The sequence below is a fragment of the Synechococcus sp. H55.9 genome, from assembly GCF_047462355.1.
Classification (GTDB): Bacteria; Cyanobacteriota; Cyanobacteriia; order Thermostichales; family Thermostichaceae; genus Thermostichus.
Map to the genome: position 1 here is coordinate 19,332 of NZ_JANSJB010000017.1, position 13,439 is coordinate 32,770.

The 13,439-nt window shown below is 60.7% G+C and carries 14 protein-coding genes; 5 read left to right on the forward strand and 9 right to left on the reverse strand.

The genetic code is table 11. The annotated features are described in order from the left end of the window. The first annotated feature begins 153 nt into the window (after nucleotides 1-153). The 3 genes from NW857_RS04070 (at nucleotide 154) to NW857_RS04080 (ending at nucleotide 3,568) form a co-directional block, all read left to right on the forward strand. The gene (locus tag NW857_RS04070) at nucleotides 154-885 is read left to right on the forward strand and encodes a DUF2993 domain-containing protein (protein ID WP_414368021.1); all 732 of its coding nucleotides are present in this window, start codon (nucleotides 154-156) and stop codon (nucleotides 883-885) included. Nucleotides 886-1,136: 251 nt separating this feature from the next. Beyond that, nucleotides 1,137-2,573, forward strand: coding sequence for a hypothetical protein (locus NW857_RS04075; protein WP_414333466.1), 1,437 nt, complete (start codon nucleotides 1,137-1,139; stop codon nucleotides 2,571-2,573). A 77-nt stretch (nucleotides 2,574-2,650) separates the two neighbouring features. Continuing rightward, nucleotides 2,651-3,568 carry a methylenetetrahydrofolate reductase gene (locus NW857_RS04080; RefSeq protein ID WP_414333468.1) on the forward strand — a complete coding sequence of 306 codons (918 nt, stop codon included), beginning with the start codon at nucleotides 2,651-2,653 and terminating at the stop codon, nucleotides 3,566-3,568. Here the strand turns inward: NW857_RS04080 and dapB are convergent. The 6 genes from dapB to rpsL all read right to left on the reverse strand — a co-directional run bounded on the left by dapB (nucleotide 3,565) and on the right by rpsL (nucleotide 9,380). Beyond that, nucleotides 3,565-4,401 carry a 4-hydroxy-tetrahydrodipicolinate reductase gene (dapB, locus tag NW857_RS04085; protein WP_414333497.1) on the reverse strand — a complete coding sequence of 279 codons (837 nt, stop codon included), beginning with the start codon at nucleotides 4,399-4,401 and terminating at the stop codon, nucleotides 3,565-3,567. The two genes, NW857_RS04080 and dapB, sit on opposite strands and share 4 nt — an antisense overlap. A gap of 91 nt (nucleotides 4,402-4,492) precedes the next feature. Then, nucleotides 4,493-4,810, reverse strand: coding sequence for a 30S ribosomal protein S10 (rpsJ, locus tag NW857_RS04090; protein ID WP_414328725.1), 318 nt, complete (start codon nucleotides 4,808-4,810; stop codon nucleotides 4,493-4,495). A 92-nt stretch (nucleotides 4,811-4,902) separates the two neighbouring features. After that, on the reverse strand, nucleotides 4,903-6,132 hold the full coding sequence (tuf, locus tag NW857_RS04095) for an elongation factor Tu (RefSeq protein ID WP_414333470.1): 1,230 nt from the start codon (nucleotides 6,130-6,132) through the stop codon (nucleotides 4,903-4,905). A 31-nt stretch (nucleotides 6,133-6,163) separates the two neighbouring features. Further along, nucleotides 6,164-8,287: an elongation factor G gene (gene fusA / locus NW857_RS04100; protein WP_414338541.1), complete on the reverse strand. Its 2,124-nt coding sequence runs from the start codon at nucleotides 8,285-8,287 to the stop codon at nucleotides 6,164-6,166. A gap of 153 nt (nucleotides 8,288-8,440) precedes the next feature. Continuing rightward, nucleotides 8,441-8,911, reverse strand: coding sequence for a 30S ribosomal protein S7 (rpsG, locus tag NW857_RS04105; RefSeq protein ID WP_414333474.1), 471 nt, complete (start codon nucleotides 8,909-8,911; stop codon nucleotides 8,441-8,443). Nucleotides 8,912-8,972: 61 nt separating this feature from the next. Further along, a complete protein-coding gene (gene rpsL / locus NW857_RS04110; RefSeq protein WP_414333476.1) occupies nucleotides 8,973-9,380 on the reverse strand; it encodes a 30S ribosomal protein S12 in 408 nt (135 codons plus the stop codon). A 161-nt stretch (nucleotides 9,381-9,541) separates the two neighbouring features. Between rpsL and NW857_RS04115 the strand changes: the two genes are divergently transcribed. Further along, a complete protein-coding gene (locus NW857_RS04115) occupies nucleotides 9,542-10,243 on the forward strand; it encodes a ComF family protein (RefSeq protein ID WP_414368023.1) in 702 nt (233 codons plus the stop codon). Here the strand turns inward: NW857_RS04115 and NW857_RS04120 are convergent, their stop codons facing one another. Both NW857_RS04120 and NW857_RS04125 read right to left on the reverse strand, forming a co-directional pair. Continuing rightward, nucleotides 10,244-11,182, reverse strand: coding sequence for a prohibitin family protein (locus NW857_RS04120; RefSeq protein WP_414333480.1), 939 nt, complete (start codon nucleotides 11,180-11,182; stop codon nucleotides 10,244-10,246). A 106-nt stretch (nucleotides 11,183-11,288) separates the two neighbouring features. Beyond that, a complete protein-coding gene (locus tag NW857_RS04125; RefSeq protein WP_414333482.1) occupies nucleotides 11,289-12,092 on the reverse strand; it encodes a prohibitin family protein in 804 nt (267 codons plus the stop codon). A 236-nt stretch (nucleotides 12,093-12,328) separates the two neighbouring features. Here NW857_RS04125 and NW857_RS04130 point away from each other — a divergent pair, with 236 nt between their 5' ends. Further along, nucleotides 12,329-12,610 carry a hypothetical protein gene (locus tag NW857_RS04130; RefSeq protein WP_414368026.1) on the forward strand — a complete coding sequence of 94 codons (282 nt, stop codon included), beginning with the start codon at nucleotides 12,329-12,331 and terminating at the stop codon, nucleotides 12,608-12,610. A gap of 20 nt (nucleotides 12,611-12,630) precedes the next feature. On the opposite strand, the gene NW857_RS04135 is transcribed toward NW857_RS04130, so the two are convergent. Next, nucleotides 12,631-13,266, reverse strand: a complete 636-nt coding sequence (locus tag NW857_RS04135) for a 4Fe-4S single cluster domain-containing protein (RefSeq protein WP_414368027.1) — start codon at nucleotides 13,264-13,266, stop codon at nucleotides 12,631-12,633. Between the last annotated feature and the right edge of the window lie 173 nt (nucleotides 13,267-13,439).

The following is a 13,439-nucleotide window of genomic DNA, read 5'->3' on the forward strand; positions in this document are numbered from 1 at the left end:
TATCGCTTGTCGTCGCTCCTGAGGTACCCAGTGCTGTTCCCGTCTTGCCGTCGGCCTGCTCCAGATCCCTCTTCTCTTGCAGCCCGCTGTCGCCAACGGCTCTCGCCAGTAGGGCAGCGGCTGGGGTTGGCACTGCTGCTTGGCTTGCCCACCATGTTTTGGCCTTGGCCCGGATTTGCCCAGATTGCCGGATCCCTGCTCAGCCCTTTGGTGGCCGCCTGGATCCGCTCTGAGGTGCAGCAGGTGGACAACCTGCAGGTGCAGATCGCCGGTTCCGACGCGCAAATCTTGAACGGGCAGATCCCTCAGGCCCAGGTGTCGGGGGATAACCTCAGCTATCAAGGCTTTCAGGTCAGCCACCTGCGGCTGCAGGGCCAGGATATTCGCCTCAACGTGGGCGAAGCCATCCAAGGACGCAGCCCGCTGCGGCTGTTGGCCCCTGTGCCGGTGCAGGTGAGCTTGCGCCTCACCGAAGACGATCTTAACCGCACCCTTCAGGCTCCCCTCATCCAGTCTCAACTGGCCCAGGCACAGGTGCAACTGCCCTTTGGAGGTCAAGCGGTGCCCTTCTTGATCCGCCAGCCCCAGGTCACCTTGGAGCAAAATCGGCTGCGCATCCAGGCCCAATTGGTGACTCCCGAGGGGGTGGAGGTGCCGGTTACGGTGCTAACCGGGCTACAGGCCCAGGGCCCCAACCAGTTGCGGCTGGTCAACCCTCTGTGGGTGAGCGAAGGCCAAGAGATCCCCATCCCCGGCCTGGCGGATTTCCCCATTCAGTTGGATCCGGGCGTGCGCATCGACCGCCTGGAGTTGCAGCCCAGCCAAATCCTCTACGAGGGCATGTTGGTCATCTACCCGGAAGCGGCGGCGGTGCCGCAGGGGTAGGGGCCGGCGTTCCCCGCTTTGGCCCGCCTTCAGACGGTGCGGGCGGGCTCTGCTGCGACCAAGGATGTGATCGGGATCAGACCTGGAGAGCGGGCCTTTGCGGCAAGATCCTGCTAGCGGTTAGCGGGAAAACCCTTTGCGGGCCTCACGTAGGAGTGGTGTATTGAGGTGAAGCCATGATCCAGGGATCCCGGAGGCAGCCATCCAACTGCACACTCAAGCCCTTAATCTGCTGGGCGCTGCCGCTGATCTTGTCGGTCGTTTTTTTGGGGAGCTGTGCCGGCGATCCAGTTTCTACGCTGCCTCTGGACGGCACGGCTGCCGGCACCCGCACGGCTACACCCCCAGGGCGAACTTTCTCCGATATTCCACCCGGTCGGGATCCCCGTCTGAAGCACCTTTGGGCCAGCTTTGTCATCACGTCTGAGCAGTTGCAATCTGCCCGCGAGGCTCCCGTTGCGCTCCATCCGCAGGCTCTCCTTCCCTGCACCGACTGCGAGGGTATTCCATGGCAACCGGGATCCCCACCCCCCACCCCCTCCTCCCGCGCCTTGGGCACCTATCGGCCTGACCAGCTCACCTTCTCCTTCCGCGTTGAGCCCCACGAGACGTCCACCCGCCTCAGCGGCAGCTTGCACCTGGATACTACCACGCCTCTGATTCACCCCGGCGAGGGGGTGCGCCTGGCGATCCAACGGGCTTTCTGGGGAGAAGACGCGCTGGAGCCGCTGCCGCCTCCCCAGGACTTCCACCCTCAGCAGATCAGCCGCGGCTGGTTCCAGGAGCGCAGTTGGATCTTCCCCTTCCCGCTGCCGGCTGCCAACACCACTGCTGCCTTGCGGCTGGATTGGCTTCTAACCTCCCCGATTCCGCCCGATTCTGCTCCCTTTCAACGGGGCAGGCCGCTGCCGCCCCCCACGGGCCGGCTGTATCACGGGGTCGCCTGGTCGGGCATGCCAACTTGGGAGCAGCTCTTGTCCTATCGCCAGGCCATCGGCCAGCCCCCTGCCTGGGCAGCCGTAGAACACCTGTGGGATCCCCGCCAGGACTTTCCGCAGTCGTTGGCCAGTCGCCTGCGGGAGAGCGGCTCTGTTCCCTACCTGCGCCTGCGGCTGGATCCGGCTCAGCTTTCCGCCTTGGCCAGTGGGGAACAGGACGAGACTTTGCGCTCTTGGGCCCGCGCCATCCAGCGCTTTGCCACTCCCATCATCCTGGCCGTCGTTGTGGGAGACGGGGATCCCGAATTGCAACGACGGGCCTACCGACACCTGATGCAAACCCTGCGCTCCGAGGCCAACTTGCTCTGGGTTGTGGAGCTGGAGGGAGAAGATGCCGCAGCCGTGTCCGCCTGGGCTGGGTTCTCTGAGATGGATTGGCTGAGCCTACCGGGGGATCCCGCCACCTTTGAACCGATGTACCGCCGCCTTGTGGCTCTCAACCCGGAAGTGCCTGTGCTGCTCCGCGGGCCGGCCTTGGGCTCAGAAGCCGCTCAACCTCTGCTGGCAGGTCTAGAAGACCAACGCTGGCCCCAGGTAATTGGCTGGAGCTGGGCCCTGGGCGCGGATGGGATCCCGCCTGCAGCAGCCCAGGACTGGCAGCAGCATCTGCAACAGGGGGATGCCAAGATATGGCTGGGGGAAATGCAGGTGCAACCCCCGCCCAGCCCCCTTCCCTCGCCCAAGCCCTAAAAGAGGGCAACCTGTCTGGAAAAATCGCCCGGAAAAGTCGATAATAGGCCAGCCGTTTTACCTTTTCTTCCGCAATTGTGGCCTTGACCCCCTCATCACCCCCCTTGTCTCGCTTTGCCCAGGCCATCCAGGAGGGGGAGTTCCTGCTCACCGCCGAGATCACACCCCCCAAGGGATCCGACACCAGCACCCTGCTGTCTCTGGCCCAGCAGCTCAAAGGTCGGGTGCATGCCATCAACATCACCGACTCCAACCGCGCCATGGCCCGCATGAGCCCCCTGGCCGCCTCGCTGCTGTTGCATCAGGTGGGCGTTGAACCCATCCTGCAGTTGGCCTGTCGGGATCGCAACCGCGTGGCTCTGCAGGGGGATCTGTTGGGGGCCTCGGCGCTCGGCCTGCGCAACGTGTTGGCCCTCACCGGGGATCCCATCCACATCGGCGATTGCCCCGACGCCCGCGCTGTGTTCGACCTGGAATCGGTGCGCCTGCTGCGGCTTATCCAGCGGCTGAACAATGGCCTCGACTGCAACGGCAAGCCCCTCCCCGACGGCGGCACCTGTCTGTTTCCGGGAGCAGCGGTAGAACCCCAATCCGGCAGCTTTTCCGGCCTGGAGCGGCGCTTCCAGCGCAAGCTGGAAAACGGGGCCCAGTTTTTCCAAAGCCAGATGGTGACCGACTTCGAGCAACTGGAGCGCTTTATGGACAAGCTGGGTCGCCCCGCCGGCAAGCCCATCCTGGCCGGCATCTTCCTGCTCAAATCCGCCAAAAATGCCCAATTCATCAACTGCAACCTGCCGGGGGTGCAAATCCCGGACGCCATCATCCAACGGCTGGCCAACGCTCCCCATCCCCTAGAAGAAGGGATCCGCATCGCCGCCGAACAGGTGCGCCAGGCCCGTCAGATCTGCCACGGCGTGCACCTGATGGCCGTCAAAGCCGAACATCTCATCCCGCGTATCCTGGACGAGGCCGGGATCCCCCCTCTGGCTGGCTAGCTCAACACCTGCTCCAGCCCGTAGACCAATCCCTTGAGCTGCAGCACCTTGCGGATCCCCAGGATCACCCCCGGCATAAAAGCCACCCGATCCGTGGTGTCGTGCCTTAAGGTAAGGGTTTGCCCCATGCCGCCGAAGATCACCTCCTGGTGGGCGACTAGCCCCGGCAGGCGCACGCTGTGGATGGGAATGTTGGGGCCGGGGATCCCGCCCCGCGAGCCGGGGAGCAGCTCTTTTTCTTCCACTTCGGGCGGGTTGAAGGCTTTGCCCAGTTGACCCAGCCGTTGGGCCGTCTGCAGGGCCGTGCCGCTGGGGGCATCCGCTTTGCGGTTGTGGTGCAGCTCGACGATCTCAACATGGTCAAAATATTGCGCCGCCTGCAGTGCCATCTGCTGCAACAAAATCATGCCGATGGCAAAGTTGGGCGCGATCAAACAGCCCACCCCCGACTTATCCGCCAGATCCCGCAGCCGCTCCACCTGCTCCGGCGTCAGGCCCGTTGTCCCCACCACCGGGCGCACCCCAAAGGCAATGGCCGAGCGGACATGTTCAAACACCGCCTGCGGATGGGTGAAATCCACCATCACACCGCGGCTGCTCCGCTGCGACAACCTCAGCAACTGCCCCGCTAGGTCATCGGTAATCTCCACCCCCAGGGATCCTAGGCCCAGCACCTCGCCGATGTCCAAGCCCAGTTGCGAGCGGGCTACCGCCCCCGCCAGGGTCATGTCGGGCGTCTGGGCAACAGCTCTCACCACCTCCCGCCCCATCTTGCCCAGTGCCCCCACCACCAAGACCGGGATGGGGGATGGGTTGGCTTCTGGAGTTGCCAACCCCTGATCGACCGGATCAACCGCTGCCGTCACCCCTTGCCACCCTCATCCACGCTCTACAACTGCGAAGACCGGGATCCCCGGAGAGCCATCACAACTTCACCTCAATATCCACCCCCGCCGGCAGATCCAGCTTCATCAAAGCATCGATGGTTTTGGAAGAGGGGGAATAGATGTCGATAATGCGGCGGTGGGTGCGGGTTTCAAAATGTTCCCGCGAATCCTTGTCGGTGTGCGGAGAACGCAACACACAGTAGATGCGGCGCCGGGTAGGCAGAGGGATGGGGCCCACGGGCACAGCATCGGTACGACGGGCCGTGTCCACGATTTTGTCGCAAGAAGTATCCAGCAGCCGATGATCGTAGGCTTTCAGGCGAATGCGGATTTTCTGTTGGGTCAGGGTAGGCATGGCCGGAGAAAGAGAACGCTACAACAAAAAACCGACAGGGATCGAGTTGATCTGGGGCAACCAGCGCTCAATCCCTGCCGGGAAAAGACAACTTACTTCAGGATCTTGGAGACAACACCCGCCCCGACGGTACGACCACCCTCGCGAATGGCAAAGCGCATCCCCTGCTCGATGGCGATGGGCTGGATCAGCTCCACCGTCATCCTGACCCGGTCGCCGGGCATCACCATCTCCGGCTGCGAGCCATCGTCAGCCGTAAAGGAGGAGATGGTACCGGTTACATCGGTGGTGCGTACATAGAACTGGGGACGATAGCCGGCAAAGAACGGCGTGTGGCGACCTCCTTCCTCTTTCTTGAGGACATACACCTCAGACTCGAAGTTGGTGTGCGGGGTAATGCTCTTGGGCTTGGCCAGCACCATGCCGCGCTCCACCTCGTTCTTCTGAATGCCGCGCAGCAGCACACCGACGTTGTCGCCAGCGATCCCTTCATCAAGGGTCTTCTGGAACATCTCTAGACCAGTAACGGTGGTGGAGCGAGTTTCCCGCAGCCCCACCAGTTCCACCGTTTCGCCCACCTTGATGCGGCCCCGCTCGATCCGGCCTGTGGCCACCGTGCCCCGACCGGTGATCGAGAAAACGTCTTCTACGGCCATCAGGAAGGGCTTGTCCACATCCCGCTCCGGCGTGGGAATGTAAGAGTCTACCGCATCCATCAGCTCGTAGATCTTATCCACCCAGGGATCTTCGCCGCGCTGAGTTTTGGGGTTGGCCTGCATCCTTTCCAAAGCCTTGAGGGCGGATCCCCTGATGATGGGGATGTCATCGCCGGGGAAGTCGTATTTGGAGAGAAGCTCCCGCACTTCCAGCTCCACCAGCTCCAGCAGCTCTGGATCGTCCACCATGTCCACCTTGTTGAGGAAGACCACCAAGCTGGGCACCCCCACCTGACGGGCCAACAGGATGTGCTCCCGCGTTTGGGGCATGGGGCCATCAGCCGCAGACACCACCAAGATGGCTCCATCCATCTGGGCTGCACCCGTGATCATGTTTTTCACGTAGTCAGCGTGGCCGGGGCAGTCCACGTGGGCGTAGTGACGCTTCTCCGTCTGGTACTCCACGTGGGCGGTGTTGATGGTGATACCGCGGGCTTTTTCTTCCGGCGCTGCGTCGATCTCGTCATACCGTTTGGCTGTGGCCTGACCCAAAGCAGCCAAGGTGGTGGTGATGGCAGCCGTCAAAGTGGTCTTGCCGTGGTCAACATGGCCGATGGTGCCAACGTTGACATGGGGTTTGGTACGTTCAAACTTAGCGCGTGCCATGAATCGTCACTTCCTTTTTGGTTTCAGTCAGCTACTCATTTCCTTTGTTTTTGGCAATGATGGCTTCGGCGATACTGCGAGGAACTTCCTCGTAGTGGCTGAACTCCATCGTAAAGGTGCCTCGACCCTGGGTTTTGGAGCGGATATCGGTGGCGTAGCCAAACATCTCTGCCAATGGAACTTTGGCATTGACCTTGGTGATGCCGCCTTCCGTATTCATCCCCTCCATCTGGCCGCGGCGGGCGTTGATGTCCCCGATGACGTCCCCCACAAAGGCTTCAGGAACTTCCACCTCGACCTTCATCATCGGCTCCAGAAGGACAGGGCTCGCTCTGCGAGCTGCCTCCTTCAGAGCCATCGAACCGGCGATCTTAAAGGCCATTTCGCTGGAGTCCACCTCATGGTAGGAGCCATCCACCAGGGTGGCGCGGATGTCGATCAGGGGATAGCCTGCCAGCACGCCGGATTCGCAGGCTTCCCGGATCCCTTGCTCAGCCGGCCCGACATATTCTTTGGGCACAACGCCACCCACGATTTTGGAGACAAACTCAAAGCCTGTACCCGGCTCTGCAGGCTCCAGGTCGATAACCACATGGCCATACTGACCCCGGCCACCACTCTGGCGAACAAACTTGCCTTCGACCCGGCTGACCGGCTTGCGAATGGTTTCGCGGTAGGCCACCTGCGGGTTGCCGACATTGGCCTCTACGTTGAACTCCCGCAGCATCCGATCCACCAGGATCTCCAGGTGCAGCTCGCCCATGCCGGAGATGATGGTTTGATTGGTCTCGGGATCCACCGAGACGCGGAAGGTGGGATCCTCTTTGGCCAAGGCCTGGAGGGCCTTGGAGAGCTTATCGATGTCGGCCTTGGTTTTGGGTTCTACAGCCACTGAGATCACTGGCTCTGGGATAAACAGAGACTCCAAGATCACGGGAGCATTTTCGTCGCAGAGGGTGTCTCCGGTGGTGGTGTCCTTCAGGCCCACCACAGCCCCCAGATCGCCTGCCCGCAGCTCATCCACGTCCAAACGTTCATCTGCTTTCAACACCACCAGGCGGGAGATGCGCTCTTTTTTGTTTTTGGTGGAGTTGAGCACATAGGTGCCTTTGGTCAACACTCCCGAATAGACGCGAATGAAGGTCAGATCCCCGTACTTATCGCTCATCAACTTGAAGGCCAGCGCCGAGAAAGGCTCATCGTCGCTGGCCTTGCGCGCCACCTCCGAGCCATCCGGCAGCACCCCCTTGATGGCGGGAATGTCGATGGGAGAAGGGAGGTAATCCACCACCGCGTCCAGCAGCATCTGCACACCCTTGTTCTTGAAGGCAGAGCCGCACAGCATCGGCACAATTTGGCCGCTGATGGTGCCTTTGCGCAGACCAGCCATCAGGTCGGCTTCGCTCAGGTCTTCCTCGGCAAAGTATTTCTCCATCAGGGCTTCGTCGGTCTCGGCCACCGCCTCCACCAGCTTGGCCCGGTATTCCGCCACGAGATCTTTCATCTCCTCCGGAATGGGGGCGGGACGAATGTCCTTGCCGATCTCATCCATGTAGATACGGGCCTGCATGCGCACCAGATCGACGATGCCGCGGAACCCGTCTTCAGCTCCAATGGGCAGTTGGATGGGCACAGCGTTGGCCTTGAGGCGCTCCCGGATCTGGTTGTAAACCTTGAGGAAATTGGCCCCCATGCGATCCATTTTGTTGACAAAGGCAATGCGGGGCACGTTGTAACGATTGGCTTGCCGCCAGACGGTCTCAGACTGAGGTTGCACGCCGCCCACCGAGTCAAAGACGGCGATTACCCCATCCAGCACCCGCATGGAGCGCTCAACCTCGATGGTGAAATCCACGTGCCCAGGCGTGTCGATGATGTTGATGGTGTACTCCGGTGCGCCAGCGAGAGGTTGGGAGGGGTTTTCGGGATCCCGCTTGGTCCAACGGGTGGTGATGGCCGCAGCCGTGATGGTGATGCCCCGCTCCCGCTCCTGAGCCATCCAATCGGTTACCGCAGTTCCGTCGTGCACTTCGCCAATTTTGTGCACCAGACCGGAATAGAAAAGGATCCGCTCTGTGGTCGTGGTCTTGCCGGCATCGATATGAGCCGCGATGCCAATGTTTCGGACTCGTTCCAGGGGAACTGTGCGTGCCACGTCAACCTCCCAATCCTCGTCGCCCTGCGATTTGGGCAACCTAAAAAATCCTTTACAATTCTAATCTTTTTTGCCGATTTTGCTCCACTTGCCCGAACTCTGGGTGGACAGAGCAGGGATCCCAGGGACTACCCACCGCCCTGCCAAACGGATTCAGTAGCGGTAGTGGGCAAAGGCCTTGTTGGCCTCGGCCATGCGATGCACTTCCTCCCGCCGCCGAATGGTGCTGCCGGTTTCGTTGGCCGCATCCATGATCTCATTGGCCAGCTTGGCGGCCATGGTGCGGCCGGGACGGGCGCGGGAAAAGGTGACCAACCAGCGCAGCGCCAGGGAAGTTCCTCGTTCTCCCCTCACCTCCACCGGGACTTGATAGGTAGCCCCGCCCACCCGACGCGCCTTGACCTCCACCAGGGGGGTGGCGTTGCGGACAGCATTTTCCAACAGAGGCAGTGGCTCTTGACCGGTGCGCTCCCGCACAATGTCCAGAGCCTCGTAAAGGATCCTGGCAGCCAGGGAGGCCTTGCCCCTCTGCATCAATTTGCGGATCAGCATGGTGACCAAGCGGCTCCCGTATTTGGGATCCGGTGGCACATCACGGCGAGGCGCACGGTTGCGGCGAGACATAAGAGGTGGGTTACCTGTTGCAGAAAGGGTTGGGAAAGGAGGACAAGCGAGATGCCAAAGGCTATTTTTTCTTGCCGGCGGCGGCTGGGGCTTGGCCGGGCTTGGGCCGTTTGGCCCCGTATTTGGAGCGGCCTTGCTTACGGTCTTTTACCCCTGCAGCATCGAGTGTGCCGCGGATAATGTGATAGCGCACGCCGGGCAGGTCTTTGACTCGTCCTCCGCGAATCATGACCACCGAGTGCTCTTGCAGGTTGTGGCCGATGCCGGGAATGTAAGCTGTGACCTCAAAGCCAGAAGTGAGGCGAACGCGAGCTACTTTTCGCAGCGCCGAGTTGGGCTTTTTGGGTGTTGTCGTGTACACTCGGGTGCAAACCCCCCGCCGCTGTGGACAACCCTTCAGGGCAGGGGACTTGGTTTTGCGGACGGCGACGCTGCGCTCCTCGCGGATCAGTTGCTGGATGGTGGGCATGGGCTGGCAAAGAAGGCTACAACTCAAGTTATCCGGCAGTATTGAATCCTAGCAAGGCGGGATCCCAGCGTCAACTTAGGGATCTGCTGCCGGGGCTGTGACTTGAGTCTTTTGACTAGACTGGAGCCATCGGCAGGAGGTGGGGAGAGGGGCAACAGGCGATGGGCTGGCTGGATTGGTGGATTGCGCTTCCCTGTCCGCTCTGCCAGCGCCCGGCCAAGGCTGTGTTTTGTCGAGACTGTCAGCAGCGATTGCAGGCGGAGCGGCTCGACTCTTGGCCAGTTACCACTTCGCCTTGGCCGCTTTATGCTTGGGGGATCCACCGGGGAGCGCTGCGCAGGGCCCTCTATTGCCTGAAATATGAAGGACAGCGGCGCATAGGCGCGGTTTTGGGGGAATGGCTGGGATCCCGCTGGCTCGAAAGCCGGCAACCTTCTTCAGGCTCTCGTAGGGCCTACGGCTCGGACTATACGGTAGTCCCCATCCCTCTGCATGCGGAGCGCCTGCGGCAACGGGGCTACAATCAGGCGGCCCTGATCAGCCAAGCCTTTTGTGAGCGGACGGGTCTAAGACATTTACCTGAAGCTTTGGTGCGGGTGCGGGCCACGGCGGCCCAATATGAGCTCAACCCGCTGCAACGCCAGCAAAATCTGGCAGGCGCCTTTGCCCTCCAGTACGCTCCCGCCACGCCAGTTCTGTTGGTGGATGACATCTACACCACCGGCTCCACCGTTCAAGCGGCGCAGCAGGTCTTGGTTGCCGCTGGGATCCCGGTGGCCGGGGTGATTGTTGTGGCCAAAGCGCAGCCGGCTGCCCACCACCCCACCCTGCCCTGGGAGCTCCGACGGCGTGGCCAGGCCTGACTATTGGGCCTGTTGCGCGGCTGCCTGTCGGGGATCCACGTTGAGGAACACGGTGGCATCCCCCTCGACGCGAATGATGCGCAGAGGTGGCAGTGAGTCCGCCGGGTTTTGGATGCGCTCCTGCAGCTTTTCGTAAAACAGCAGATCCGCCAGTTGCGCGTTTTCCGCTGCCGCCTGTCCCTTTAGCTCGATGGCCCGCTGGTTGGCTGCCGCTAGGATCAACAGCCGCTCGGTTTCTTTTTGTTGAATTTGCGCCCGCACTGCTGCTGTTTGTGCCGTAATCGAGGCCACCTGTTTGCGTTCAATGGAATCTCGCAGGGCTTGCGGAAAATCGGGGTTGCCCAGAAAGAGGCCCTCTACCTGGATCAGGGGCAGGGCTTGGCCATCGCGGTTGACGGTGGGCATCTCTTGGCGGATCAAGTCCAGAGCCCGCTGCTCGATGGCTGTGCGCTGGCTTTTGCGGTAAAAATCTTCGGAATCGAAAGAAGCAGAGATATCGCGGATCTTGGAGCGCACCACCGGCACCACCACTGTCACAAGATAGTTCTCGCCGATGGTGGCGTGCAGCTCGTCCAAAGTGGCAAGGTTGGGCCTGAGGGCAATGGCCACATCGACGGCAAAAGCCTGCCCGTCAGCAGTGTTTACCGTGATGGCATTGCTGATGGCATTGGCCGAGTTGGGGTTGTTGGTAAACTCCCAAACGCGGGTGAGCACGCTGTAGGTGATTGGCGTCTCGATCCCCGGGATCCGGAACATCACTCCCGGCAATTCTACCCGCCCCTTTTGCAACCCAGAAAAGGTATTAAACACCACAGTGGCATGGCCGGGCAAAGTGACATACAGGCAGGCGCGGAGCATCCCCAAAGCTGCCAAGAGGGCAATCCCGCCCAAAGTTAGCCAACCAACTTTACTCTGGTGTGCTTCTTCTGTTGAATACATAGTGGCTGATCCCGTTTTGAGGTCTGAGGGAAGAGCTGGAGCAGATGGGGCCAGGCCCGAAAACTGTTCGCGTCAGCGGGACGGAGTCCTTTTTCTATTAGGTTTTCTATTTGGTTATCAAAGTTTCCAGCCGGGATCCCAGAACCGAGGCTTTCACCACCTCTAGGTACTTGGGATTCTGGGTGAGGGCCTGGGCCTTGGCTCGCAATTGGCCGGCTTCTGCCTCGGCTTGAGCAATGATGCTGCGGGCATCTTGGCGCGCCTGCTCGATCTCAAATTGTTTTTGCGCCAGTTGGTTTTCGGCAATAGTTTTTGCTTCAATAGCGGCTACAAAATCGGGATCGAAATCCACATCCCGCAGCAGAAAGTCCAAAACCTCGACGCCATATTCCTTCAGCAAAAGGGCCACCCGTTCGCGAATTTGTCCTTGAAGCAGCGGGCGCTCGGTGGAATAGAGAGCTTGGGCGGAAAAGCCGCTGGTCTCATTCAAGATGACCGACCGGACGATGGGGGCAATGCGATCCAAGTAGTTCTCCCCCAGTTGGGTGTAGACCTTGGGGGCATCGAGAATACGAAATTGCAGCGTCGCCTCAGCCGCAATCTGCTGCCCATCCTGAGAGAGGGCCACCAGCCGCGGCGCATAGGCAGTCGGGTCGTTGTCCTTCCAGGTCAGAGCCTGAGTTTTTACGTCGAAGGTAACGGTGCGCGAGACAAAAGGCGGCACCCAATGCAGCCCTGGCTGCAAAGCAGTCGGGCTCACTCCCCCACCCCAGGTAAACAGCACCATATTCTCGCCGTTGCCCACCAAGCGCAGCGGCCTGCCCGCCGCCACCAGGATCAACGCCACTCCCACAAGGGTAGCTTTGGGCAACCAGCGACCCACCCGGCTTTCCCAACCTTCTGCTCGCATCTCTCCATCTCCTGCCAATGCAGCCATTCTCGCGGCTGTGAGAAGGTCGAGCTGAGAAACGGCTGCTATCTTTTAAGCCTTCTGCAGGGATCCCCGTCCTTTTTCTCAGACCCCCAGACGATGTTACTCGGTATCAAAAAGTTTACAAAAGATCACTTCACAATTCGCAAAGACCCAGGATAAGCCGGCAAAAAGGGAAGAAGATTAAAACATAATAAAGATTTGGGTTGCCGTTCATGCTGCCTACTATCGATTACGAGCGGCGAGATATCCAGGTGCCACCCTCCTGCATTGCCGTTGCGGCTCGGGCCTTGATCCGGCAGGGGGTATCCGTCTGCTGGCGGGAAGAAAGTCTATCTGCCCTGATTCGTCTGGGATCCAAAGGAGCCGGCGATCGAGCTGCCATTTTGCTGGTGGAAATGAGCCTCATGGGCCAGCCGGAGGAGCTGAAAAACTGGCTGGAGATGTGCTGGCAACTGCCCGCCTATCGCCGCGAGCCGTTGCGGGTGCGCGGATAAAGGATCCCTGTGGAGGCGCGCTAGCCTCGTTCGGACTCGTCGAAGAGAAACTGCCCGCCGTAGCCGGTGACGATGCGGGTTCCATCTTTGAGGATATGGATTTCCACTTGGTTGCTGGCCCAATTCAGTTGGTTTTCCAAGGCAGGGTTAAAGACATGTACCCGCTGGTTGCGGGAAGAGACCAGCGAGTGGGGGGAGCGAATGGCCTGGGATTGCAGATAGGGCCCGTCCACCAAAATATCCAGCTCCTGCAACAGCTCTTGGGCGCCGGGGGGAGCCTGGGGGGATCGCAACTCTTCCAGCGTGAATCCACTGAAGGCCATCGCCGTTAGCCCTTTCGCCTTCAGGAGCCGCGCCAAGCTGGCCAGGGCAGGAGCCTGCCAGAAGGGCTCTCCTCCCGAGAAGGTCACTCCCTCGTTTCTGGGGTTGCTGAGGATTTGCTCGGCCAAGTCAGCAACCTTGACCAGTTGGTTGACCTCAAACGGCCAAGAAGCGGGGTTGAAGCAGCCTGGGCACTCCCGCAGGCAGCCCTGCACCCAAACCACCGCGCGCCGGCCCGGCCCATTCACTTCCGATTCGTCCACATATCCCATCAGGTTGAGATAACCGGGAGGGATCCGGGCCTGAAAGTCCAGTGCGATCTTTGCCTTGGACATGGGTCACCTGCTGCAAAACGGCTTTGAGACTACTCTTAGCCTAGTGGGAAGCCGAACGCGAAAGCTGCAATCTTATAGTCATTTCAAATTTGGAGATGTCTCCACAGTGCTCCGCGCCGCTGACACCCTCACCCCCGGCCCCTCTCCCTGAGGGCTGTCTCTTATAAACATCA